This is a genomic window from Actinoplanes sp. M2I2 (assembly GCF_023544445.1).
Classification (GTDB): domain Bacteria; phylum Actinomycetota; class Actinomycetes; order Mycobacteriales; family Micromonosporaceae; genus Actinoplanes.
On sequence record NZ_JALPVJ010000021.1, the window covers coordinates 81,769 to 104,952 of the forward strand.

Here is a 23,184-nt window from a genome sequence, read left to right on the forward strand (position 1 = left end):
TCCCTAGCTGGCTCGGAGGTGAGGGCGGCGCTGCTTCAGGACGGCGGGCGCCCGGGCGACCGACAGGGCGGGGCTCAGGGCCAGCCAGTGCAGGACGGCGATGAGATCGGCCCGCGGGGAGGCCGGGTCGAGCAGCGAGAGCACGGCCCCGTCCAGGGGCGGCACCGGCACCTGCGAGATCAACGGGTGGCTCGGGCGGCTGTCGGGCTCGTCGGCCCCGAACAGGCTCTCGTGCATCTTCTCGCCCGGCCGCAGTCCGGTGTAGACGATGGGAATGGGCCGCTCGGCGGCGTCGGCGAGGCGGCGGGCCACGTCGGCGATGCGTACCGGCTCGCCCATGTCGAGCACCAGCACCTCGCCCGCACTGTCCAGCGCGCCGGCCTGCACGACCAGCCGGACCGCCTCCTGGACGGTCATGAAGTAGCGCGAGACCTCGGGATGGGTCACGGTGATCGGTCCGCCCGCCTCGACCTGTGCGGCGAACGCGGTGAGGACCGAGCCGCGGCTGCCGAGCACGTTGCCGAACCGGACGCTGCAGAAGGTGCCGTCGCCGGCCTGGTCGGCCGCGGCGGTGAGCCGCTCGGTGATCCGCTTGGAGTAGCCGAGCACGCTGCCGGGATCGGCGGCCTTGTCTGTCGAGATGTTGACCAGCCGCTCGACGCCGTGCCGCAGCGCGGTCTGCAGGATCTGGTAGGTGCCGATGATGTTGGTCTTGAGTGCCTCGGACGGGTGCATCTCGAGCAGTGGCAGGTGCTTGAGCGCGGCCGCGTGGAACACCACCTGCGGGCGATGCTCGGCGAAGACCTCGTCGAGGCGCTGCTGGTCGCGGATGTCGGCGACGACCAGGTTGCGGTCGTCGAGCAGGCCGCGGCCGTCCATCGAGAGCTGGACGGCGTGCAGACCCGACTCGTCGCGGTCGAGCATCACCAGGGCGGCCGGCGAGAAGCGCATGACCTGCCGGCACAGCTCCGAGCCGATCGAGCCGCCGGCCCCGGTGACCAGCACCCGGCGGCCGGCCAGGTAACCGGCGATCGCCGCCAGGTCGATGCCGATCTCCCGGCGGCCGAGCAGGTCGGCGTGGGTGACCGGGCGGATGTCGCCGACGCTGACCGTGCGGCCGAACAGCTCGACGACCGGCGGGACGACCTTGACCTCGACGCCGGCCGGCCCGGCGAGCTCGGTCAGCTCCCGCACCAGCTCGGCGCCGGCGCTGGGGATGGCGATGAGCACGACGTCGGCCTCGTAGCGGTCGACCACCTGGGCCAGCGCGTGCCGGGTGCCGGCGACGGGCACGCCCATGATCTGCAGGGTCCGCTTGGCCGGGTCGTCGTCGAGCAGGGCGACCGGCACGTACGGGCTGCCGGGGTCGCGCAGCATGGCCCGGACGACCTGGGTCGCACCCTCGCCGGCGCCCATCACGACCACGCGTCCGCCCTGCGCGGGTGAGGGCCGCAGCCGCTGGTCGCGCGCCAGCCGTACGGCATAGCGCACCCCGGCCGCGAGGACCAGGGCGATGAGGCCGGACGCGATGATGGCCGACCGCGGCACCAGCCGGCCGAGCAGGGTGTCGAGCACGAAGAGCACCGGTGTGGTGATCGCCGCCGTCTTGGCCAGCGCCAGGATCTCTTCGAAGCAGCCGTACGCCCACCGTCCGGTGTAGAGCCCGAGGCGCAACCCGGCCGCGGTGTGGACGACCGCGCCGATGGCCGAGAGGATCAGCAGCCCGGTGAGGTCTGCGGCGGCGATGTCGCCGTCGTGGCGCAGCACCGTGGCGATGGCCAGGGCGGCGGCGAGGGCGAGCGCGTCGACGCCGGCCCGGGCCGCGCGGCCGAAGAGAACCGTTCCCGTCCACCGGGCGCCCGGCCATCGGCTCCCCGGGTCGTCGGTTCTCCCGGGGGGCGCCGCATTCCTCAGCAGCATGCTTTTCCTCCTTGTGCGCAACGCCCGGGATCACCGGCAGAAATGTCCTTCACCAGGCAAGGAAAAGGCGTCTCAGGAAGAGAGGAATATGATCCGAAGCGCTTTCGCCGCCTGCGGATCGAGCGTGCCAGGAGCCCTGAGTCGAATACAGTGGCAATTGTCATGCGACGTGTGAGGATTTTTCACGTTAGGCATGACATCGGCTCTGAGCTGGTCAATCCCTCCGGCGGCGATATGAGACCTGCTCAGCTTCTTCATGACATCTGCGACTGTCCGGCGATGGTTGAAGTCTGCGAACGTCCCTTTCAGAGCGCACAATCAGATTACCGACAATGACACGGTGAAAGTGGGCAGAATGGCGCGGGTGCTGCACGTCATCAGCGCCCGGGCCGGCGACGGCGCCGAACACCAGCTGCGGCTTCTGATCCGCCACCTGCCGCAGCAGAGCGAAGTCGTCACGCTGTCCCCGCCCGGGCCCGTCCTGGACGCGCTGCGGGCCGACGGCACGGCGGTGCACGAGCTCGTCAGCTCGCGCGATCTCGACCTCGGCACGATCCTCGGGCTGCGCCGGCTGGCCCGCCGGGGCGGCTTCGACGTGGTGCACTGCCACCTGTTCCGGGCCGGCGTGCAGGGCCGGCCGGCCGCCTGGCTGGCCGGCATCGCGCGGGTGGTGGCCACCGAGTATCACGTCGAGGCGGGCGCCCGGGCGATCTACCGGGCCGCCGAGCGCCTCGGCCAGGTCACCGTCGCGGTGTCCCCGGCAGTCGCCGAGCGCCTGCGCCGGTGGGGGGTGCCGCCCGAGCGCGTGGTCGTGATCCCGAAGGGCATCGACCCTCAGGAGTTCCGCTTCGATGCCGGGCTGCGTGCGGCCGCGCGGGCCCGGCTGCGCATCCCACCCGGCACCCCGGTGATCGGCGGCCTCGGCCGGCTGGAACCGCGCCAGCGGTTCGACGTGCTGATCCGCGCGGTCGGCGAGGTGCCCGGCGCGGTCCTGGTGCTGGTCGGAGACGGCTCGTCACGGCACGCCCTGGAACGGCTGGCGGCCATCGAGGGTGTCGCCGACCGGGTGCGGTTCACCGGTCCGGTGCGGCACGCCCGCGAGATGCTCTGCGCCATGGACGTCTTCGCGTCACCCGGCCGCGAGACCTTCGGGCTGGCCGTGCTCGAGGCGATCGCGGCCGGGCTGCCCGCCCTCTACGCCGCCTGCCCGCCGCTGGACGGCACGCGGGTCGACGGCACGCGGCGGCTCACCGCCCACGACCCCGAGTCGCTGCCCCGCGGGCTGCGGGCCGAGGTGCTCTGCGTGGCCGAGCGCTCCGGTGGCCGGCTGGCGGCCCGGTCGGCCGGCGACCGGTACGACGCCGAGCGGGTCGCCGCCGAGGTCGGTGAGCTCTACGAACGGGCGGCCGGCTCGGCCTGACGACGTTCCAGGAGCTCGCGGACGGCCGGGACCGTCAGCAACCGCCGCAGGGCGAGCCAGCCCAGCCAGGCGCCGAGCGTGTTGGCGATCAGGTCGTTCGTGTCGGCCCAGCGGTTGCCGTGCAGGAAGACCAGGATCAGCAGCTGCGTCGTCTCGATGCCGAGGCTGAGCAGGAAACCGGTCAGCACGACCCGGCCGCGGTCCCGCAGGCCGAAGACGACCCGCAGCGCGGCGGCCAGGGGCAGCGTCATGGCGACGTTCAGCACGAAGTCGTCGGGCCGCATCGTCACGAACGGGATCAGCAGGATGCGGTAGAGCTCGGGCTCACCGGCCCCCGGGCCCCAGAACAGCCGCAGCGGCAGCATGGTCGCGCCCAGCACAGCCACCGCGTACCAGCCGGCCAGCGACACCGCGACGAACCGGGACCGGGTCAGCTCACCGCGGCGACGCAGCACGAGCGCCGCGACGATCATCAATGCGATCCCCAGCGGGATCATGACCGGCAGGGCGGGAACCTCGAGACGACCGATGGGCACCGGACCAACAGTACGTGCGTCAGCGCAGCCAGCCGTCCTTGCGCGCGATGCGGATGGCGTCGAGCCGGTTGCGCGCGCCGGTCTTGGAGATGACCGCCGAGAGGTAGTTGCGCACCGTGCCGCCGGAGAGGAACAGCCGCTTGGCGATCTCCTTGACCGGCTCGCCCTCGGCCGCCAGCCCCAGCACCTCGAGCTCGCGCGTGCTCAGCCCTTTGTCGGCGAGCAGCGAGGCCGTCTGCAGCCGGGCCGACACCACCCGTTCGCCGCCCGCGAGCCGGCGGACCGAATCGGCCAGCAGCGCCGCCGACGTGTCCTTGGGCAGGAAGCTGAGCAGACCGGACCGGTGCCGCGGCGGCAGCATGCCCCGCTTGCTGGGGTCGCAGAGCAGCAGCATCGCGCACGACGGATTGGCCGAGCGGACGGCGCTGGCGACCGGCAGCACCTGGCTCACCATGTACTCCGTGTCGATGACGATCACACCGGGCCACATCTCGGCGGCGACCTGGGGCAGGTCGAGGCCGAAGGGCAGGGTGCCGATGAAATGCATGTCAGGGTTGGACTCGAGCAGAGCACGGACCGGGACGCCGAAATATCCCTCGTCCCTGGCCACCGCGACTCGGATCACCACATCACCTCACCGATGGACGCCAGCACCCGTGCCCGGATCATGGATCCGGCAGGCACCCCGGAAAGCTCTTACCTGTGTACTCCTGCGTGTCTATTCGGCGCACCGAGACCGGTGGATGGGTCGCGAGCGCGAAGAATTTCCGACCGGCCTGGTCATGACGGCTTTGAGCCACCGGACCAACCCGCCCCGGTGCCTCCTCACCGTAACGTCTGCGTCACAGAACGGACACCGCACTAGCCGATCAAATGACCCAACTACACCGGTTCTCCTGAGCGGCGGCCTCGGCACGACCACCGAACCGTCGCTAATCGCCCGTTTCACCGTCTCCAGAGGACACCGACTCAACCTTTGCGGTACGGAAAGGCGTTGAGCGCAGCATGTCATCACATTCACCGGCGGACGACGGCTTCCGCGCCTTCGTCGAGCAGCACTGGGGGCCGCTGGTGCGGGTCGCCTATCTGCTGACCGGCGACCGCGGGCACGCCGAGGATCTGGTCCAGGCCGCTCTGGAGAAGACCCATCGCAAGTGGGGCCGCGTCGCGCAGATGGAGGCGCCGGTGGCCTACGTGCGCAAGGCGATGGTCAACACCGCGACGTCGTGGCGCCGCCGCCACCGCGTCCGCGAGGTGCCGCTGCTGGTCACCGACTCCCCCGTGGCCGACCCGTACGGCCCGGTCGACCAGCGGCAGCAGGTGGTCGCCGCGCTGCGCGAGCTGCCGCCGCGGATGCGGGCGGTGCTGGTGCTGCGCTACTTCGCCGACCTGGGCGAGGCCGAGGTGGCCGACCTGCTGGGCTGCTCGGTCGGCACGGTCAAGAGCCAGGCCTCGCGCGGGCTCGACCGGCTCCGTGCGCATCTCCACCCCGTACCGGAAAGGACGCAAGCATGACCGGGACCGAAGCGATGCTGAAGAACGCGCTCGCGGCCGAGGCCGAACTGCTCGACGTGGCCGAGGACCCGTGGACCGGCTTCGAGCGGCGCGAGCGCACCCACAAGCGCAACCGGCGCGCGGGACTCGCCGCGGTCGCCGCCCTCCTGGCCGCGGCCGGCGGTGTCCAGGCCGGTGTCGTGCCGCTGCCCGGCTGGGCGCCCGCCGTCCAGGTGGCCGGCTTCGGCGCCGTCCTCGGGGACGACCCGATCCGCGGGTCGCTGGCCGGGGACAAAACCTTCCTCGAAGGACTGCGGCGGGAGATCAAGGACATTCAGGACCCCGGCGAGACCTGGCGGATCACCGATCGCCGGAAAATCAAGTTCGTGTACGCGGCCGACGTCGGCCGGAGCCGTCTCGCGCTCGCGCTCGTGCCGTTGCGCTACGGCTTCCTGGAGGACCGCGCGCTGGTCTGGTACGAGGGAGAGGCCGGCGCCGCCCCGGCCGAGATGGTCGAGAGCGGTCGCGTCGACGGCGGCGAGCCGGTCGTCACCTCCCTGCTGGCCCGGTCGGACGGTCCGGGCCGGCTGGTCGTGGTCGCACCGACCGGATCGTCGGTGGCGGTGAGTCAGGGATTCCGCTACACGCCCGAGGGCCGCGTCGAGCACAACCCGGCGCAGGCGCAGCCGGCCGGCACCGGGCTGGCCGAGCTGACGCTGCCTCCGTCGCCGATCCCGCCCGAGGTCACGGTCACCGTCACGTCCGGTCCGGACACCCTCTACCAGGGCGGCGCCGGCGGCGGATGGGGCAGTTCGTCCGACTCCAACCCGCAGGACGTCAGCGAGGCGACCGTCGAGAAGGCGCTCGGCGACCGCGACTTCGACCGGGCCGCCCTGCGCAGCTGGGTGAACCAGTCGATCCGGGACGCCCGGCTGGTCGCGGCGGGTACGGCGGTCACCGTGCGCTGGACCGGGACGGTCAGCGGGCAACCGGCGGCGCTGATCACCCTCCAGCCCGAGGGAGGCGGCGTGCTGGCCTACGCGCTGCACGGCGGGGCCGACTCGTACCGGCAGGACCTGCGGTTGCTGCTGCCCGCGAAGGGCGCGGCCCAGCGGCCGATCGCGTGGCGGATGCGAGCCGACGGCGCGGAGGATCGGACCGACCAGGTGATCGTCACCGCGCCGGCCGGCACGCGGAAGCTGACTCTGCAGGTCGGCGGGGCGGCGCCCGTACCGGTCACGCTCGACGCGACCGGCGGTGGCGTCACCGCCGTGCCGCCCTTCGCCGAGGCGCGCGTCACGGCGTACGGAAAGAACGGCTCTGTCCTGGGCACCACCCCGGTGCCGCCGTTCGAGACCGACATGGGCGGCCTGCCCGGCGACACCATCAAGACCCGGGTGGTCGGCTGAGCTGCCCGTTCACGGCCATCGGGAGCCGCCGGGCATGAATCCCGGAAACATGGGGTACGCGGCGGCTCCCCGATCGATCGCGGCACCTTGAGCCCGTGCCGCCAGCCGGTGAGGAGGCCGGACCATCTGCCCGCTGACCTGGAATGTCGACTCCGGAGAGAGGTGCACGAACGTGGCCGTCCTGGGCCGGCCGGACGCGACCTCGATGACCCTCCTGCAGGCGGTGTTCGACCGGCACGCCGCCCTGGAGCTCGACTGGCGTCTCGTCGATCTGACCGATCTGGGCCCGGCCGACCAGGCCTTCCTGGCCGGATCGGCCCTGGCCGCCGAGCGCAACGGCATGGCCTCCGGCTCGGTCATGATGCTCGGCGCCGCGATGCCGGAAGCCGCCCTCGCCGGCCGTTCCGGCAGCCGGGGCCGGCTCAGCCGCCGGTACGCCCGGACGGTCGACGCGCTCGCCGTGGGACCGCTGCGATCGCCCTCGTTCACCGAGCAGGTCCTGCCGCTCACCGGTGGCGCCCGGCAGTGCCGCGACCTGATCACCCAGGCGTGTCTGGCCTGGAGCGTGCCCCACCTGCTGGGCGACGCCACGCTGCTGGCCAGCGAGCTGATCAGCTACGCCACCGAGCACACCTCGTCGCTGATGACGATGACCACCATGCTGGACGGCGACTCGCTCTATCTCTGGGTGCGCGGCGCCGCCCAGACGCGACGACCGCCGCCCGACCGGCTGGCGTTGTTCGTCGTGCACAGCCTGGCCGATCATTGGGGCATACTGCCGGACAACGGCGACACGCTGCTCTGGGCGGCGCTGCCGATCGTGCCGGCCTTCCGGGCGGCGGTGGGCCGCGCCGGTCGGGAACGCCTCTGAAGATCGGTTGTTTCCCCGGCGATCGCCGGGGAAAGCCGCAGGATGTCAGTCCGCCGGATCATCCTGGACACGGACGTCGCCATGGGCGCGCCCGGGTCGGACATCGACGACGGCTTCGCCATGGCCCTGGCCGTGGACCTGAAGGACCAGTCGCTGGAACTGGTCACGACGGTCAACGGCAACATCGACGTCGACACGTCCACCGTGCTCGCGTTGCACCTGCTCGACCGCCTGGGCAAGCCGGACATCCCGGTGGTGTGCGGCGCCCGTACGCCGCTGGTGCGCCCGCTGCACGCCCACCCCGCCCGCGACCGCGTGGCCGACGTCCGCGAGCACCTCTCGGGGCGTAAGCCGACCCCGGGCCGCGCGGCCACCGCGATCATCGACCACGTCCTGGCCAATCCCGGTGAGATCTCGATCGTGGCGATCGGCCCGCTGACCAACGTGGCGGTCGCCCTGGCGCTGGAACCGGCCCTGGCGACGGCGGTCAAGGAGATCGTCATCATGGGCGGCGCGTTCCTGCGCACCACGAGCGTGCTGGCCATGCCGGGCGAGTTCAACATCTGGGTCGACCCCGAGGCCGCCGCCATCGTGCTCAACAGCGGCGCGCCGCTGCGGTTCATCGGGCTCGACGTGACTCTCCAGGTGGAGCTGAACCGGGCCGACGCCGATCGGCTGATGGCCACCGGCCGCCCCTTCGCCTCGTACGCCGGCGAGTGCGCGCACGCCTGGATCGACTACCTGCGCGAGGCCTACCCCGGCCGGGACTTCTGCACCGCACCGATGCACGACGCGCTCGCCGTGGCTGTCGTCAGCCGGCCGAACCTGGTGACCTGGCGCCCGGCCCGGGTCGAGGTCGAGGTGACCAGCGACCTGACCCGTGGCGTCACCGTCGCCGATCTGCTCGCGTCACGCGACCCACCGCAGGCCAACTGCATGGTCGCCACCGAAGTGGACAGTGTCGCCTTCATCGAGTTCTTCCTCAACCACATCTATTCGCTCTGACCCGCGCACACCCCTCTCACCCGCACGCCCCTCTCACCCACACGCCGGACGGCGTGGAAGGGAACCACCATGTTCTGGACCAGGGCGCTCGCCCTCACCGGCGCGGCGACACTCGTCCTCGCGGCGGCCGGCTGCGGCGACGACGGGAACTCAGGCGGCGAGTCGGGCGGGACCACCACGCTGACGTTCGTCAACGCGCAGGACCCGGGCACGTTCGACAAGGTGATCGCCGCCTTCGAGAAGGCCAACCCGACGATCAAGATCAAGCAGCAGGTCGTCCCGTTCGACGACCTCAACTCGACGGTCCAGTCCCGGCTGGGCGCCAAGGACAGCGACATCGACCTGTACGACGTCGACGAGCCCCGGCTGGCCGCCTTCGCCTCCCGCGGCTTCCTCGAGCCCCTGGACGACCTGCGCGGCCAGGCCGAGGGCCAGATCGACCCCAACGCCCTGAAGATCACGACCTTCGACGGCAAGCAGTACGCCATGCCCCGGTGGACCTCGACCCAGTTGCTCTACTACAACAAGGACCTGCTCACCAAGGCCCGCGTCACCGCGCCGGCCGCCGACCCGAAGACCTCGGTCACCTGGGAGCAGGTGACCGCCGACGGCAAGAAGGCCCAGGAGGCCGGGGCCAAGTACGGGCTGATCTTCGACCAGGTGGACCGGTACTACCAGCTGCAGCCGCTGGCCGAGTCGCTCGGCGGCGGCCCCGGCCTCACCGGCGACGGCCTGCTCCAGCCGGACGTCACCAACGCGGGCTGGACCCGGGCCTTCACGTGGTATCACGACATCTTCCAGAGCGGGGTGGCCCCGCGCGGCATCAACCCCGAGCAGACGCCCGGCCTGTTCGCCACCGGCGGCACCGCCTTCTTCGCCGGTGGACCGTGGAACGCCGCCGCGTTCGACAAGGAGGGCGCCGACTACGGCGTCGCGCCGTTCCCCAAGTTCGCCCAGGGCAAGCCGGCCACCTCGACCGACTCGTGGTCGACCGGGATCAGCCCGTTCTCCGACAGCAAGGACGCGGCCCGCAAGTTCCTCAGCTACATGACCATCGACCCGGCCGGCGCCACCGCCACGACCAGCAACAACATCCCGGTCCAGAAGGAAGCCTTCCAGACGTACCTCAAGAACCTGGGCGCCAAGGGCGAGCGCTACCAGCAGATCGCCGACATCATCGAGTACTCGGTGGCCACCACCGCGGTGTCCCGGCCGATCACCACCGGCTTCGTCGACTTCGAGTCGGTGATGAACAAGGCGTTCGCCGACATCCGCAACGGCACCGACGCGACGACCCGGCTGACCCAGGCCGGTCAGGAGCTCGACCGCGACCTCGCCAAGTACCGCAACAAGTAGGCCGCGGTGACCACCACGGCACCCAGCCGCCGGCGGCAGCACAGCCGGCGGTTCGGCGACCTCGGCGTCGCCTTGACGTTCCTGCTGCCGGCCGTCCTGGCCGCCGTGCTGCTGCGGCTGTGGCCCACCGTCCGGGCGGTGTGGGACAGCCTGCGCAGCACGGCCCTCGGCGTGGAGCCGACCCACTGGGTCGGGTTCGACCAGTACAGCGCGCTCCTGCGGGACCCGGCCTTCCTCAACTCGCTGAAGATCACCCTGCTGTTCGGGATCATCGTGAACCCGCTGCAGATCGCGGTGGCGCTCGCGCTGGCCGTCCTCTTCAACGAGCGGATCCGCGGCGCCGGGCTGATGCGGACCCTGGTGTTCCTGCCCGTGGCCATCCCGCAGAGCGTGTCGGCCGTGATCTGGGCCGTGGCGTTCCGCCCGGACGGGCCGCTCAACGGCTTCCTGACCCGGCTGGGCATCGCGCCGCAGGGATTCCTCACCTCGCCGGACCAGGCGCTCGCCTCGATCATCGTGGTCGTCTCGTGGATCGGGGTGGGCTACTGGATGATGTTCCTGATCGCCGGCCTCAAGGAGATCGATCCCACCCTGTACGAGGCGGCCGCGCTGGACGGCGCCGGCCGGTGGGCCCGCTTCCGCGGGGTGACGCTCCCGCAGCTGCGCCGGCAGCTCGCCTTCGTGCTGGTGGCCGACACCATCTCGAACCTGCTGGTCTTCGCGCCCGTGCAGATCCTCACCGGCGGCGGCCCGAACGGCCGGACCAACCTGATCATGAACGATGTGTTCGAACGCGCCTACGTGCGGGCGGACGCGGGCGCGGCGGCGGCCGGCACCGTCGTGGTCGCGTTGATCGCGCTGGCCATCGTGCTCGTGCAGTTCCGGTTGCTGTCGAGAGGAAGTGACTGAGTGTCCACCCAGACCCAGCAGCGGCCACCCACCGGCGCCCGGCCCGAGCCCGAGCCGGCCCGGCCCCGCAGCCGCAGGCAGCGTCCCCGGATCGGCCTGATCGTGCTGGGCACGGTGATCGCGGTGCTGTTCGTCCTGCCGCTGTGGTGGGCCGCGGTGAGCGCGCTGCGGCCACAACGGGAGACGTTCTCGACGCTGTCGCCGGTGAGCCTCTGGACCCTGCTGCCCCGCGGGCTCACCGTCGGCAACTTCGGCCGGCTGTTCGACGCCGAGTTCGGCCGCGCGCTGCTCAACTCGACCATCGTCACGGTGGCCACGCTCGTGATCGGGCTGGCCATCTGCGCGACCGCGGCGTTCGCCCTGGCCGTCCTGAAGTTCCCGGGCCGCGGCGTCATCTTCGCGGTCATGGTGATCTCGTTCCTCATCCCGTTCGACGCGATCGCCATCCCGCTGATGTCCATCTTCCGCGACGCGCACCTGGAGAACACGTACCTGGCCCTGGTCCTGCCCGGGGTAGGGAACGGCCTCGCGGTCTTCCTGCTGCGCGGCTTCTTCCTAGGCGTGCCGATCGACCTGGCCGAGGCCGCCCGCGTCGAGGGCCTGGGCTGGTGGGGCGTCTTCTGGCGGATCTACCTGCCCCTGTCCCGGCCGGCGCTGATCGGCGCCGGGCTGATCCTGTTCGTCTTCCAGTGGCAGGCCTACCTGTGGCCCTTGCTGATCGCGCCCGATCCCGAGATGACGGTCGCGCCGGTGGCCATCGCCCAGTTCGCGGGCCAGCAGGGCGTCGACTTCGGGGCGATCTTCGCCGGGGCTGTGCTCACCGCCCTCGTGCCGTTGCTGATCCTGCTGTTCTTCCAGCGCTACTTCACCCAGTCGGTGTCATCGTCCGGCCTCAAGTAGTCATCCGCGAACCCGATAGGTCCTCCTCAGCCCGGGGGGGTGTTGTGGGGCTGAGCGCCGGGTCACGGTCATGGCTTGCCGGAATCCCCGGCGCTGTGGCGCGGGAGGTGTTCAGCTTGCCGGAATCCCGGCGCTGTGGCGCGGGAGGTCTTCAGCTTGCCGGAATCCCGGCGCTGTGGCGCGGGAGGTGTTCAGCTTGCTGGAGTCCCGTGGGCGGGGCTGCGGAAGTCGCCCGGCCCACGGGAATCCGGCGCGGTGCCGCAGGATCCGCTCGGCTCACCGCAGTCGCAGCGTGGCGCTGCAGAAGTCGCCCGGCCCACGGGAATCCCCGCGCTGTGCCGCAGGAACCGCTCGGCTCACCGCAATCGCAGCGTGGCGCTGCAGAAGTCGCCCGGCCCACGGGAATCCCCGCGCTGTGCCGCAGGAACCGCTCGGCTCACCGCAATCCCAGCGTGGCGCTGCAGAAGTCGCCTGGTTTGCAGTAAACCCGGCGCTGTGGCGCAGGAGTCGCTTGGCTTGCCCGGAATCCCGTCGCGGCGCTGCACGAGTCGCTCGGCTTGCCGGAATCACGGCACGGAGCTGCACGAGTCGTCAGTAGTGGCCGATAACGCGAACGCGCGTCTCGCGAAGACGTCATGCTGCGGACCGAGCAGCACGCGCGGGGATGGCTCAACCAGTGACGGAGTAAGCAGTTGCGAGCAGGGCGCGCAGCGGCTCGAAGAGCTCTTCACAGGTGGCAAGGACGTCGCCGCTGCCCGGCCAGGTTCCGTCGGGCGAACGTCCACTGAGGTCACCGACGACTCCCCCGGCCTCCTGCACCAGCAGGACGCCGGCCGCGAAGTCCCAGGGCTGCAGGCCCGGCAGCCAGGCGGCATCGGCACGTCCCGTGGCCACCTGGGCCAGGGCGGCCGCCGCGCTTCCGCTGCGGCGCAGATCCCGGACCCGTGGCGTGAGCGCGGCGACCATGTCACCCGCCCTCGGGCGCTGATCGGGACGGCCCAGGTTGACCTCGATCAGGGCTCGCGACAGCTCGCCCTGCGCGAGCAACCCGGCTCGCGTGCCCCCGTCGTGCGTGCCGCCGCCGGCCCGGGCTTCGGTGATCCGGTGCAGCATCGGCTCGACCACGACACCGGCCAGCAACCGGCTGCCGTCGGACGCGTAGGCGGCCACGCTGACCGACCAGTCCGACCGGCCGTAGAGATAGCTGGTCGTCCCGTCGATCGGGTCGACCAGCCACCGCACGCCCGACCGGCCGGTGACAGAGCCGTGCTCCTCCCCCAGCACCCCGTCGTCCGGGCGCAGCCGCCGCAGCACGTCGCAGATCGCCCGCTCGGTGTCCCGGTCGGCCTGGCTCACCAGGTCGGCCGGCCCGGCCTTCTCCTCGATCCGCAGACTGCTCGCCCGCAGACCCCAGTCGAGGGCGACGCGGGCACCGGCCTGAGCGGCCCGCCGCGCGATGCTCAACAGCTCATCGAGGTCGAGGACGGCAATCGGAGACCCGCCAATGCGAGAGCCGACGTTCCGATCGCCAACCGCAGACGCGCCGGCCACAGAACCGCCATCCCCGCGACCACCATCCCCGCGAGCACCATCCACGCGAGCGCTGTCAACACGAGCACCGTCAACATGAGCGTCGTCAACATAAGCGCGGTCAACACGAGCACCGTCAACACGAGAGCCGTCAACATCAACGTGATCGACAGCAGCAACATCAAGACGAACGCCATCGTCGGCGGCAACGCCTTCCGTAGCACCAACGTCAACGCAAGCACTGGTCACGGGGGCGCCACCAAAGACGGCCCTATGCCCACGCAGGGCGTCAGGGGCAGGTTCTGTCACCGGCGCACCATCCGAAGAAGCGCCATCACGGGAAGCGCCGTCCACAGGAATGCCCTCCACAGGAACGCCGTCGGCGGCAGCGTCTTCCACAGCAGCGCCATCCACACGAACGCCGTCGGCGACTGCTTCATCCACAGCAGCGCTGTGCACAGGAAGGTCATTCACAGCAGCGCTATCCACAGGAACGCCATTCGCAGTAGCGCTATCCACAGGAACGCCATTCACAGCGGCGTCATTCACGGGAACGCCATTCACAGCGGCGTCATTCACGGGAACGCCATCCACAGCGGCGTCATACACCAAAGCGCCTGACGACTGGCGGTCGTTGCTGGGGTCAGCCACGTGCGGGCCCGTTTCCGGTCAGGGTGGCCCATGTCTCGTGCCCCAGAGCTGCCCGCGCGAGGGGTACCAGGGCGGCGGCGACGCGGGAGCGGAGCCGGTCGCCGAGGGCGCCCATCGTGTTCAGCGACCCGCCGACGCACCTCAGATAGGCACCGGCGATCACCAGCCACGGCAGGGCCCCAACTACCGCCGCGTCGGTCTGGAGCCCGAGGAGGCCGACCAGGACGACAGCACCGGCCACCACCACGCCGGGTCGGAAGCGGGGCGCCACAAGGACGACCAGCGCACCCAGACCGCCGACCAGCGCGACGAACACTCCCTCCTGTGTGGAGGCCGGGCCGACAAGCAGTCGCCCGGTGAGCGCGGCGCCCGCACCGGCGATGACAGCGGCCAGGTTCCACGGGGCGGTGAGCGCCGTGCGGCCCCGCAGGGCGGCCCAGCCGGTGACCGGGCCGTCAGCCAGGCCGTGAGTCAGGCCGTCAGCCGGGCGGTCAGCCAGGCCGTCAGCCGGGCGGTGACCCAGGTGCCGCGGGTCCACGCGGTCGGGCACCCAGCGCACCAGGGCCAGCAGGTGTTCTCGCGCGTGACCGGCCTCGCAGGCCCAGCTCAGGCGGCCGTCACGGAGGCGGGCGAACGCCGTCGACTCGATCGCCCAGCGGCTTGTCACGAAGGCCATCCCGTACGCCCAGAGCGTCACCCCGGCCGCCACCGCGAGCGCCGGAGTGCGGGGGAGATCCACCACCAGCGCCAAGCCGGTCAGCCCCCGGACCACGTAGCCGGCTCCTACGACGAACCAGAGCGCGACGATCACCGGCCGCACCGGCGCCGGCACCTGGCCCGAGCGACCGGTGGCGGCCGAGCGCAGTCCCTCGTACGCGATGGCGACCCCGACGACGCCGAGCACCATCCCCACGATGAACGGGCCCAGGTGCAGGCCCGGCAGCAGCAGCGGCAGGGCCGCGGCCACCAGCAGTCGCAGCGCCGCGACGGCCGTGCTGGCGGCGATGTGCGGGCGGGCCCGGTCGAGGGGGCCGGGCAGGCGCCCGCGATCGGCCTCGGCCGGGTGCCGCTGGTCGGCGGCGAAACCGCGGATGTCGTTCCACTGGTAGCGGGCCGGGTAGATCAGCAGTTCCAGCGCCGCCAGGACGACGACCGCCCGGAGCACCGTCGTCGGGCTCACCCCGCCCGCGGCCAGCGCGGCCAGACCGAACGTCAGCGGCATCAGCGACGCCTTGAACAGGTCCTTCGGGCGGGGCATGAGGAGATAGCCGAGCAGGGTCCGGCGCGGCGCGCGCGCCGGGGCGGCGGGCGCGACGACCCGGACCCGTGCGGAGTCCAGGGTGGACTGCAGGGAGAAGGTTGTCATGGCGACGCCTTCCCCGCACGACTTTCGTCAAACGGCGGGTTCGGCCGGCAGCTTTTCGGCCAGGTAGTCGCAGACGGTGGCGGCCGGCCCGTACATCTCCAGGTCGTGCAGGGCGCACTCGATCGCCGTGACCAGGCCGGCATCCTCGCTCAGTGAGCCGAACAGATCGCGCTCGGCCAGCAGCGGGCGCGGGTCGTTGCCTCCGGTCCGGGCCAGCTCGCGCAGTTCACCGGCCAGGCGGTCGCGCACCTCGATCGGCGAGCCGTTGAGGTCGTACCCGCGCAGGTAGCAGAACCAGGCGGCCACGGCCAGGGCGAGCAGGGTCGCGGGCCGGCCCTGCCGGCGGGCCTCGGCCAGGCTGGGCAGCAGGTAGGCGGGCATCTTGGTGGACCCGCGCCCGCACAGCCGGGCGAGCTGGTCGCTGATCGCCGGGTTGGCGAAACGGCGCAGCAGGCTTTGCTGGTATGCGTTCAGATCGATGCCGGGCACCGCGGGCAGCAGCGGCGCGATCTCCTCGCCCAGCAGCACGGCCAGGTAGTCGGCGACGACCGGGTTGGCCATCGCCTCGCTGGTGGTGCGATAGTCGCCGGTCAGGCAGCCGAGATAGCCCAGGGCACTGTGCCCGGCGTTGAGCAGACGGGTCTTCATCAACTTGTACGGCGTCACGTCGGCCACGAACTGGACGCCGGCACGCTCCAGGGGCGGTCGTCCGTACGGGAAGTCGTCCTCGATCACCCACTGCCGGAACGGCTCGGTGATCACCGGTGACCGGTCGTGGACGCCGAATCGCGTGGCCACCAGGTCGCGGGCGGCGTCGTCGGTGGCCGGCGTGATCCGGTCGACCATCGAGGCGGGAAACGTGACGTGCGCGTCGATCCAGGCGGCCAGGCGCCGGTCGCGGACGGTCGCGAGGTCCAGGACCATGTCCCGCGCGGCCGCGCCGTTGTCGGCGAGGTTGTCGCACGACAGCACGGTGAAACCGGGCAGCCCGGCCCGGCGGCGGCGGTCAAGGGCCTCGACCAGAAAACGGGCCGCGGGCGGCGGGTCCTCGACCGGACGGGCCGCGGGCGGCGAGTCCGGGGCCCGGCGATAGCCGTCGCCGGTGATCGTCAGCGTGACCAGCCGGACCCGCCGATCGGCCAGGATGCGGAGCACCGCCTCGGGATCGTCCGGGGCGAACAGGTAATCAACCATGGACCCGACCACGCGCGCGGTGTCGCCGGCGCCGTCCCGTTCCACCACGGTGAACAGGTGATCCTGCGGGCTCAGGGCGTCCCGCATGGTGGTCGAGCGCAGGCCGACGCCGACCTCGCCCCAGTCGCAGTCGCCCTGCCGGGCCAGGTCGTCCAGATAGACCGCCTGGTGGGCACGGTGGAATCCGCCGACCCCCAGATGGACCACGGAGGGAATGAGCGCGGCCCGCCGGTAGGTGGGCACATCGAGCCGGTCGCGGAGCGACGCCAGCGTACGGTCGGTGAGCGCAACAGGAGTGGTCACGGCGAGACCCTTCGACTTTCGCGCACGGCGGCGCCGCCCGGTGGTGACCGGGTCGCAGTTACGGGTTCGCCGTCGGCGCGGGGCAGATGGAAGGCAGTCCGGTCGGACTGCGCCGCGATCGGACCGGAGGACGGCCCGTGGTGCGGTGGACTCGCTTGCCCACGGAACGGCGCCGGAAACAACGGATTCCGGCGCCGCTCCCGGTCAGTTCAGCCCGGGCCGCCGGGCGGGCGGCGCCTCCTCGGCCCGGAGCAGCGCCCCCAGGCCGGTGATGGCGGCGATGCGCCGGACGAACGGTTGCACGCCCACGGCGGTGACTTCGATCCGGCGGATCCGGGCGGCCTCGTGCACCGCCAGCAGCGCCGCCACGCCGGCCGCGGCCAGCAACGGCACCGCGGCCAGGTCGATCTCCAGCCGCGAGCCGGCCGGTGCGCGGCGGACCAGGCGGAGCAGCGCCTCGCGCAGGAGCCCGGCATTGTCGCGGTCGACCTCGCCGGCCACCACGACACGCAGGCCGGTCGGCTGCCGCCGCACGGCGACGACGGGATTGGTCTCGGCGGTGTCGGTGCTCTCCCCGTGCCAGGCCGGTGTGTCCTCGGTCAGCATGGCGGTCCGCAGCCACTCGAGCGTGCGGTTGAGCAGACGGGACACATGCATCTGGGAAATGCCCAGGTCGTTGGCGATCTCCAGCTGGGTGCGGTTGCCGTAAAAACGTTCCAATAGAATGCGACGTTCCCGGGTCGGCAGCTGATCGAGCAATCGGCGCAGGGTGAGCTGCTCGGGCACCAGTTCCAGGGCGCCGTCGGCCCCGCCCAGCAGGTCGCTCAGCTCCCCACCGGAGTCACCCACCGGCAGGCTCAGCGAGACCGGCCGATAGCCCGCCCGTGACCGGCGCGCCTCGGCGACCTCCTGCTCGGTGATCCCGCATCGGACCGCCACCTCGCGGTCGGAGGGCGGCCGGTTGAGCTCGGTGGTCAGGGCCTCGTCGGCCTGCCCGACGACCCGGGACAGGTCCTGCAGCCGGCGGGGCACCTGCAGGCCCCAGCTGTGATCGCGGAAGTACCGCTTGAGCTCGCCGACGATCGTGGTCACCGCGTACGCAGTGAAGGAGCCCCGCTCAGGGTCGTAGCGGTCGATCGCCTTGATCAGTCCGAGCCGCGCGACCTGCTCGAGGTCGTCGGAGGGCTCGCGGCCGTGGCGGTAGCGGCCGGCCAGGCGCCCCGCGAAGGGCAGCATCCGGCGGATCGTTTCCTCGCGTAAGCGCTGGGTCTGGGCCGGTGGAAGTCCGGCACGGTCGCGGGCGTACTGCTCGGCTACCACATCGAGATCCTCGAAGACCTCGGCGGTGCGTCCCGGCATCGTTCGGCCAATGTGGTCCATGGGCATGCGTCACCTCCGTGACGACAACTCCGCGGACACAGGGCGGATCGGTCAGTTCCCGACCAGTCTAACCACGCTCGCGGGACAGTTGCCGTTTCAACCACGCGAATGAGGGCATCCGCGCCGCCTGAAACGCCCGAGCGGAAGGGGGAGCCGCGTGCCGGTCGACCAGGAAGCCCTGGCTTCGAGGCTGCAGAGCCTGCTCAGAACCGTCGATCTGCCGGTCGGCACCGAAAGCCCGTCGCTGGTCGACCATCTCAACCGGGTGATCGAGGCCGCCCAGGACGTTCTCAGCATCGACGGTGTCGGGCTGATCCTGCTCGACGAGCACAACAGCGTGCGCGTGGCCGGCGTCTCGGACGCCGCCGGGGCCGCCCTCGAGCGGTGCCAGCAGCAACTGGGCCAGGGGCCGGCGATCGACTGCATGCGCAACGACACCGTCGTGCGGGTCACCGACCTCGCCGAGGCGCCGGACTACGCCGCCCTCTGGCAATCGATCCAGGCCGCAGCCGAACACACCGATGACCGCACGCCGCGCGTTCCCTCGGCGCGAGCCGTCCTGTCGGTGCCGGTGCGCGTCGCCGGAAACGTCGTCGGCACGCTCAACGCCCTACGCTCCCGGCCGCATGACTGGACTCCCGAGGAAGTCACGGCCGTGGAGGCGTACGCCGGCCTCATGGGTGTCCTGCTCAGGCTGGGATCCGGGCTCGACAGCGCCGTACGGACCCCCCCGCCACCCGAGAACAAGTAGGGGATTGCTGATGGCCTCCATCAACCAGGAATCACTGACCCGCAGCCTGCGGCGTCTCCGCTCCGCCAGCCACCAGGACATCAGCAGCGCCGTGCACGAGGCGGTGCGCGCCTGCGTCGCCCTGTTCCAGGTCAGCGGCAGCGGCTTGATGATCGCCGACGAGATGAACAATCTACGCTACATCGCCGCGAGCGACGGCCCGAGTCGCATCCTGGAAACAGCGCAGAGCGAGGCCGGCACCGGCCCCTGCGTCGAGGCTTTCGTGTCCAACGACATCGTGGCTTCCGACGATCTGCGTACGGAGACCCGGTGGCCGGCCGTCACGCCGGCGCTGACCGAGCACGGTGTCGTCTCCGTCCTCGGCTCCCCGCTCCGGCTCGGCGGCGTGCCCGTCGGCACCCTGGACGTCTACCTGGACAAGCCGCACCAGTGGCACGAGTCGGAACGGGCGGCGCTGTCCCGGTACGGCGAGGTGATCGAGTCGACACTGAGCACCGCCCTGGCCGCGCACCAGGCCGGCGAGCTGGCCGATCAGCTGCAGTACGCCCTGGACTACCGGATCGTCATCGAGCGCGCCGTCGGCTTCCTGATGGCCCGGCACGCCCTGGACGCCGTGACCGCCTTCGACGCGCTGCGCCGTCAGGCCCGCGACCAGCGGCGCAAGGTCGCCGAGGTGGCCCAGGAACTGCTCACCTCCGGGGACCTGGACCTCCGCCGGCGGTGACCCGTCGGCCGGTCAGCCCGGCAGCGCCGCCGTCAGTTCCTCCCACGACGCGATCACGAGTGCCACGCCGGCCTCCACCAGCGCATCGCGGCGGATCTCGCGCTCGGCCGGCGGCACGAAGACGAGGTTGCCGACGGTCGGGATGCCGGCGGCGACGGCCGACTGCGCCCCCGGCAGAGAGTCCTCCACCGCGACGGCCTCCCCGGCCGGCACGCCCAGCTGCTCCAGGGCGTAGCGGTACACCGCCGGGTCGGGCTTGCTGGTGGGCCGGGGCAGCGAGTCCTCGGCGCTGAACCGCACGTTCGCGGGGAGCAGCTCGTCCAGCCCGGTGGCCCGGAAACACTCGTCGAGCCGGGCCAGCGCGCTCGAGCTGACCGCGGCCAGCCGGTACCGCGCGGCCAGCCGGCGCAGCGGCCCGAGGACGGCGGGGTCGGGCCGCAGCACCCGGCCCAGGTACTCGGTGACGATCTTGCGCTCCTCGGCGACCCAGTCCTCGAGCATCGCCGCGGTCAGCGCCGGCCCGTCGAGCTCGACGCCGTGCGCGGCGGCCAGGTCGGCCGCGGTGGTGCGGAAGTTCTTGCCGGTCGTCGTGAGCCGCAGCTCCTCGGCGGTGTAGGCCCGGTCGATGCCGAGCGAGGCCAGGAAGCGGTTGGTCACCTCGGCCGAGGCGACGAACGCGGGCTCCTCGGAGGGGAACAGGTTGCCGTCGGCGTCCAGCAGCAGGACGCGCACATCCCCGGCACGGGGTAGTCCGATCACGAGCTCGGCCTACCCACTGCGCCGGGGACTACACAACGGATCAGCGCGGGACGACCTTTTCGACCGCCCACTGGCGCCAGGTGTCGAGGCGGTGCTGCACCTGGGCGAGTTGCTCGGCCACCGGGCCGGGTCCGGTGGACCCGGGGGTGGTGCGGCCGGCCAGGGCCGACTCGACCGACAGGACCTGGCGCACCGACGGGTCGAGGTGCTCGCTCACCGTCTTCAGATCGTCGTCGGTCAGGTCTTCGAGCTCGCACTCGCGCACCGAGCACAACGCCACCAGCTTGCCGGTGATCTCGTGCGCCTCGCGGAACGGGACGTTCTTGCGGACCAGCCAGTCGGCGACCTCGGTGGCCAGCGAGAAGCCCACCGGCGCGGTGGCCGCGAGCCGGTCGACCCGTACGGTCATGGTCGAGATCATGCCGGCCAGCGCGGGCAGCAGCAGCTCGAGCGTCTCGATCGCGTCGAAGACCGGCTCCTTGTCCTCCTGCATGTCGCGGTCGTAGGTCAGCGGCAGGCCCTTGAGCATGGTCAGCACCGTGACCAGGCCGCCGATCAGCCGCCCGCTCTTGCCCCGGGCGAGCTCGGCGATGTCGGCGTTCTTCTTCTGCGGCATGATCGACGACCCGGTGGCGAACGCGTCGTCCAGCTCGACCCAGCCGAACTCGGTCGTCGTCCAGAGCACCACCTCCTCGCCCAGGCGGGACAGGTGCACGCCGATCAGCGCGGTGATGAAGAGGAACTCGGCCACGAAGTCGCGGTCGGCCACGGCGTCCATCGAGTTCGGCGCGGGCGAGGTGAAGCCCAGCTCCTTGGCGACGGCAGCCGGGTCGAGCGGCAGGGACGACCCGGCCAGCGCGCCGCTGCCCAGCGGCGAGACGGCCGTACGCACGTCCCAGTCCCGCATCCGGTCGAGGTCGCGCAGCAGCGGCTGCACGTGGGCGAGCAGCCAGTGCCCGAACGACACCGGCTGCGCGTGCTGCAGGTGGGTCATGCCGGGCGCGGGGGTGTCCACGTTGCGGGCGGCCTGCTCGGTCAGCGCGTCGGCCAGCTCGACCAGCGCGACGGCCACCCCACGGGCGTGGTCGCGCAGGTAGAGCCGCAGGTCGGTGGCGACCTGGTCGTTGCGGGACCGGCCGGCGCGCAGCTTGCCGCCGAGCGTGCCGAGCCGTTCCAGCAGGCCCCGCTCGAGCGCGGTGTGCACGTCCTCGTCGTCTATGGTCGGCCGGAACTCGCCGGACGCGCAGGCCGCCTCGAGGTCGTCGAGCGCGGCCAGCATCTGACCCAGCTCGTCCGGGTCGAGCAGCCCGGCCGCCGCGAGCACCCGGGCGTGCGCCCGCGAGCCGGCGATGTCGTACGGGGCCAGACGCCAGTCGAACTGGACGCTCACCGACAGGCGGGCCAGGGCGTCGGCGGGGCCACCGGCGAACCGGCCACCCCACAGCGAGGTCTTCTCAGTCATTACGTCCTTTCGCGTTGCTCGGCGATGCGGGCCTCAGTCTGTCAGCCGCGCATCACGGGCCGACGCCATGCGGGACGGCAGCCCCCAGAGCTGGACGAAGCCCTTGGCCAGCGACTGGTCGAACGTGTCACCGGTGTCGTAGGTGGCCATGCCGAAGTCGTACAGGCTGGCCTCCGAGCGCCGGCCGGTGACCGTGGCCCGGCCGCCGTGCAGCGTGAGGCGCACCTCGCCCGAGACGTGCTTCTGGCTGTCGTCGATGAACGCGTCGAGCGCCTGCTTGAGCGGCGAGAACCAGAGGCCGTCGTAGATCAGCTCGCCCCAGCGCTGGTCGACCGACCGCTTGAACCGGGCCAGGTCGCGCTCGACGGTGACGTTCTCGAGCTCCTGGTGGGCCGCGATCAGGGCGATCGCGCCCGGGGCCTCGTACACCTCGCGGCTCTTGATGCCGACCAGGCGGTCCTCGACCATGTCGAGGCGCCCGACGCCCTGCGCGCCGGCCCGCCGGTTGAGCTCGGTGATGGCCTGGAACGGCGTCACGGTCTCGCCGTCGATGGCCACCGGGTTGCCCCGGTCGAACGTGATGACGACCTCGTCGGGGTCGCGGGCGACCGCCGGGTCCTGCGTGTACGAGTAGATGTCCTCGATCGGCGCGTTCCAGATGTCCTCGAGGAACCCGGTCTCGACGGCGCGGCCCCACAGGTTCTGGTCGATCGAGTACGGCGACTTGTGCGAGACGTCGATCGGCAGGCCCTTCTCCTCGGCCAGCGCGATCGCCTTGTCGCGGGTCCACGCGAAGTCACGGGCCGGCGCGATCACCTTGAGGCCGGGCGCCAGCGCGCCGATGCCGACCTCGAATCGCACCTGGTCATTGCCCTTGCCGGTGCAGCCGTGCGAGACCACCGTGCCGCCGTAGCGCTTGGCCGCCTCGACCAGGTGGCGCACGATCAGCGGGCGGCTGAGCGCCGAGACCAGCGGGTAGCGGTCCATGTAGAGCGCGTTGGCGCGCAGCGCGGGCAGGCAGAAGTCGGCGGCGAACTCCTCGCGGGCGTCGACCACGACACTCTCGGCGGCCCCGCAGTCGAGCGCCCGCTGCCGGATGAGCTCCATGTCCTCGCCGCCCTGGCCGACGTCGAGCGCGACCGCGATGACCTCGCCGCCGATCTGGTCGGCCAGGTACGGGATGGCGACGGAGGTGTCGAGGCCTCCGGAATAGGCAAGAACGACCCGCTCGGTCACGGGGTGCT

At 71.7% G+C, this 23,184-nt stretch carries 21 protein-coding genes; 11 read left to right on the forward strand and 10 right to left on the reverse strand.

Features of this window, described 5'->3' with window-relative positions; all coding sequences use genetic code 11:
• Positions 1 to 3: 3 nt before the first annotated feature.
• Positions 4 to 1,920, reverse strand: coding sequence for a nucleoside-diphosphate sugar epimerase/dehydratase (locus HJC40_RS35090; protein ID WP_250007737.1), 1,917 nt, complete (start codon positions 1,918 to 1,920; stop codon positions 4 to 6).
• Positions 1,921 to 2,260: 340 nt separating this feature from the next.
• On the opposite strand from HJC40_RS35090, the gene HJC40_RS35095 reads away from it, so the two are divergent.
• On the forward strand, positions 2,261 to 3,340 hold the full coding sequence (locus HJC40_RS35095) for a glycosyltransferase (RefSeq protein ID WP_250007738.1): 1,080 nt from the start codon (positions 2,261 to 2,263) through the stop codon (positions 3,338 to 3,340).
• On the opposite strand, the gene HJC40_RS35100 is transcribed toward HJC40_RS35095, so the two are convergent.
• A complete protein-coding gene (locus HJC40_RS35100; RefSeq protein ID WP_250007739.1) occupies positions 3,313 to 3,876 on the reverse strand; it encodes a VanZ family protein in 564 nt (187 codons plus the stop codon). The genes HJC40_RS35095 and HJC40_RS35100 overlap by 28 nt on opposite strands.
• Positions 3,877 to 3,895: 19 nt before the next feature.
• Entirely contained in the window at positions 3,896 to 4,501 is a 606-nt protein-coding gene (locus HJC40_RS35105) for a response regulator transcription factor (RefSeq protein ID WP_250007740.1), read from the reverse strand.
• A 380-nt stretch (positions 4,502 to 4,881) separates the two neighbouring features.
• Between HJC40_RS35105 and HJC40_RS35110 the strand changes: the two genes are divergently transcribed.
• The 7 genes from HJC40_RS35110 to HJC40_RS46380 all read left to right on the forward strand — a co-directional run bounded on the left by HJC40_RS35110 (position 4,882) and on the right by HJC40_RS46380 (position 11,820).
• Positions 4,882 to 5,391 (forward strand): SigE family RNA polymerase sigma factor, encoded by a 510-nt coding sequence (locus tag HJC40_RS35110; RefSeq protein WP_250007741.1) that lies wholly within the window; start codon positions 4,882 to 4,884, stop codon positions 5,389 to 5,391.
• Positions 5,388 to 6,779, forward strand: a complete 1,392-nt coding sequence (locus HJC40_RS35115; RefSeq protein WP_250007742.1) for a hypothetical protein — start codon at positions 5,388 to 5,390, stop codon at positions 6,777 to 6,779. The genes HJC40_RS35110 and HJC40_RS35115 overlap by 4 nt, the downstream gene beginning before the upstream one ends.
• 172 nt (positions 6,780 to 6,951) lie before the next feature.
• Positions 6,952 to 7,650, forward strand: a complete 699-nt coding sequence (locus HJC40_RS35120; protein ID WP_250007744.1) for a hypothetical protein — start codon at positions 6,952 to 6,954, stop codon at positions 7,648 to 7,650.
• Between the two features lie 42 nt (positions 7,651 to 7,692).
• A complete protein-coding gene (locus HJC40_RS35125) occupies positions 7,693 to 8,655 on the forward strand; it encodes a nucleoside hydrolase (protein ID WP_250007745.1) in 963 nt (320 codons plus the stop codon).
• Positions 8,656 to 8,724: 69 nt separating this feature from the next.
• Positions 8,725 to 10,011 (forward strand): sugar ABC transporter substrate-binding protein, encoded by a 1,287-nt coding sequence (locus HJC40_RS35130; protein ID WP_250007746.1) that lies wholly within the window; start codon positions 8,725 to 8,727, stop codon positions 10,009 to 10,011.
• Positions 10,012 to 10,017: 6 nt separating this feature from the next.
• Positions 10,018 to 10,920, forward strand: coding sequence for a carbohydrate ABC transporter permease (locus HJC40_RS35135; protein ID WP_250007747.1), 903 nt, complete (start codon positions 10,018 to 10,020; stop codon positions 10,918 to 10,920).
• On the forward strand, positions 10,921 to 11,820 hold the full coding sequence (locus HJC40_RS46380) for a carbohydrate ABC transporter permease (protein WP_250007748.1): 900 nt from the start codon (positions 10,921 to 10,923) through the stop codon (positions 11,818 to 11,820). It begins immediately after the preceding gene.
• Between the two features lie 669 nt (positions 11,821 to 12,489).
• Here the strand turns inward: HJC40_RS46380 and HJC40_RS35145 are convergent.
• The gene (locus HJC40_RS35145; RefSeq protein WP_308200983.1) at positions 12,490 to 13,416 is read right to left on the reverse strand and encodes an inositol monophosphatase; all 927 of its coding nucleotides are present in this window, start codon (positions 13,414 to 13,416) and stop codon (positions 12,490 to 12,492) included.
• 30 nt (positions 13,417 to 13,446) lie between these two features.
• Between HJC40_RS35145 and HJC40_RS35150 the strand changes: the two genes are divergently transcribed.
• Complete coding sequence (locus tag HJC40_RS35150) at positions 13,447 to 13,971, forward strand: hypothetical protein (protein WP_250007751.1); 525 nt, start codon at positions 13,447 to 13,449, stop codon at positions 13,969 to 13,971.
• Positions 13,972 to 13,993: 22 nt separating this feature from the next.
• Here HJC40_RS35150 and HJC40_RS35155 read toward each other — a convergent pair whose 3' ends face one another.
• The 3 genes from HJC40_RS35155 to HJC40_RS35165 all read right to left on the reverse strand — a co-directional run bounded on the left by HJC40_RS35155 (position 13,994) and on the right by HJC40_RS35165 (position 18,223).
• Positions 13,994 to 15,367: a hypothetical protein gene (locus HJC40_RS35155; RefSeq protein ID WP_250007752.1), complete on the reverse strand. Its 1,374-nt coding sequence runs from the start codon at positions 15,365 to 15,367 to the stop codon at positions 13,994 to 13,996.
• 27 nt (positions 15,368 to 15,394) lie between these two features.
• Positions 15,395 to 16,864, reverse strand: coding sequence for a mannitol dehydrogenase family protein (locus tag HJC40_RS35160; RefSeq protein WP_250007753.1), 1,470 nt, complete (start codon positions 16,862 to 16,864; stop codon positions 15,395 to 15,397).
• A gap of 204 nt (positions 16,865 to 17,068) precedes the next feature.
• Positions 17,069 to 18,223 (reverse strand): sigma-70 family RNA polymerase sigma factor, encoded by a 1,155-nt coding sequence (locus HJC40_RS35165; RefSeq protein ID WP_250007754.1) that lies wholly within the window; start codon positions 18,221 to 18,223, stop codon positions 17,069 to 17,071.
• Positions 18,224 to 18,401: 178 nt separating this feature from the next.
• On the opposite strand from HJC40_RS35165, the gene HJC40_RS35170 reads away from it, so the two are divergent.
• A complete protein-coding gene (locus HJC40_RS35170) occupies positions 18,402 to 18,995 on the forward strand; it encodes a GAF domain-containing protein (protein WP_250007755.1) in 594 nt (197 codons plus the stop codon).
• A gap of 10 nt (positions 18,996 to 19,005) precedes the next feature.
• Positions 19,006 to 19,719 (forward strand): GAF and ANTAR domain-containing protein, encoded by a 714-nt coding sequence (locus tag HJC40_RS35175; RefSeq protein WP_250007756.1) that lies wholly within the window; start codon positions 19,006 to 19,008, stop codon positions 19,717 to 19,719.
• A gap of 12 nt (positions 19,720 to 19,731) precedes the next feature.
• On the opposite strand, the gene HJC40_RS35180 is transcribed toward HJC40_RS35175, so the two are convergent.
• The 3 genes from HJC40_RS35180 to HJC40_RS35190 are packed head-to-tail and all read right to left on the reverse strand — an operon-like array spanning position 19,732 to position 23,176.
• Complete coding sequence (locus HJC40_RS35180; RefSeq protein ID WP_250007757.1) at positions 19,732 to 20,478, reverse strand: HAD family phosphatase; 747 nt, start codon at positions 20,476 to 20,478, stop codon at positions 19,732 to 19,734.
• Between the two features lie 40 nt (positions 20,479 to 20,518).
• Entirely contained in the window at positions 20,519 to 21,940 is a 1,422-nt protein-coding gene (gene argH, locus HJC40_RS35185; protein WP_250007758.1) for an argininosuccinate lyase, read from the reverse strand.
• Positions 21,941 to 21,973: 33 nt separating this feature from the next.
• Positions 21,974 to 23,176, reverse strand: coding sequence for an argininosuccinate synthase (locus HJC40_RS35190; RefSeq protein WP_250007759.1), 1,203 nt, complete (start codon positions 23,174 to 23,176; stop codon positions 21,974 to 21,976).
• Positions 23,177 to 23,184: the final 8 nt, after the last annotated feature.

Bases quoted from the DNA above. Each gene is read 5' to 3' on its own strand.
- HJC40_RS35165 (WP_250007754.1), bottom strand. From the start codon at position 18,223: ATGCCGGGACGCACCGCCGAGGTCTTCGAGGATCTCGATGTGGTAGCC.
- HJC40_RS35130 (WP_250007746.1), top strand. From the start codon at position 8,725: ATGTTCTGGACCAGGGCGCTCGCCCTCACCGGCGCGGCGACACTCGTC.
- HJC40_RS35110 (WP_250007741.1), top strand. From the start codon at position 4,882: ATGTCATCACATTCACCGGCGGACGACGGCTTCCGCGCCTTCGTCGAG.
- HJC40_RS35115 (WP_250007742.1), top strand. From the start codon at position 5,388: ATGACCGGGACCGAAGCGATGCTGAAGAACGCGCTCGCGGCCGAGGCC.
- HJC40_RS35175 (WP_250007756.1), top strand. From the start codon at position 19,006: ATGGCCTCCATCAACCAGGAATCACTGACCCGCAGCCTGCGGCGTCTC.
- argH (WP_250007758.1), bottom strand. From the start codon at position 21,940: ATGACTGAGAAGACCTCGCTGTGGGGTGGCCGGTTCGCCGGTGGCCCC.
- HJC40_RS35090 (WP_250007737.1), bottom strand. From the start codon at position 1,920: ATGCTGCTGAGGAATGCGGCGCCCCCCGGGAGAACCGACGACCCGGGG.
- HJC40_RS35155 (WP_250007752.1), bottom strand. From the start codon at position 15,367: ATGACAACCTTCTCCCTGCAGTCCACCCTGGACTCCGCACGGGTCCGG.
- HJC40_RS35125 (WP_250007745.1), top strand. From the start codon at position 7,693: ATGTCAGTCCGCCGGATCATCCTGGACACGGACGTCGCCATGGGCGCG.
- HJC40_RS35150 (WP_250007751.1), top strand. From the start codon at position 13,447: ATGAGCGTCGTCAACATAAGCGCGGTCAACACGAGCACCGTCAACACG.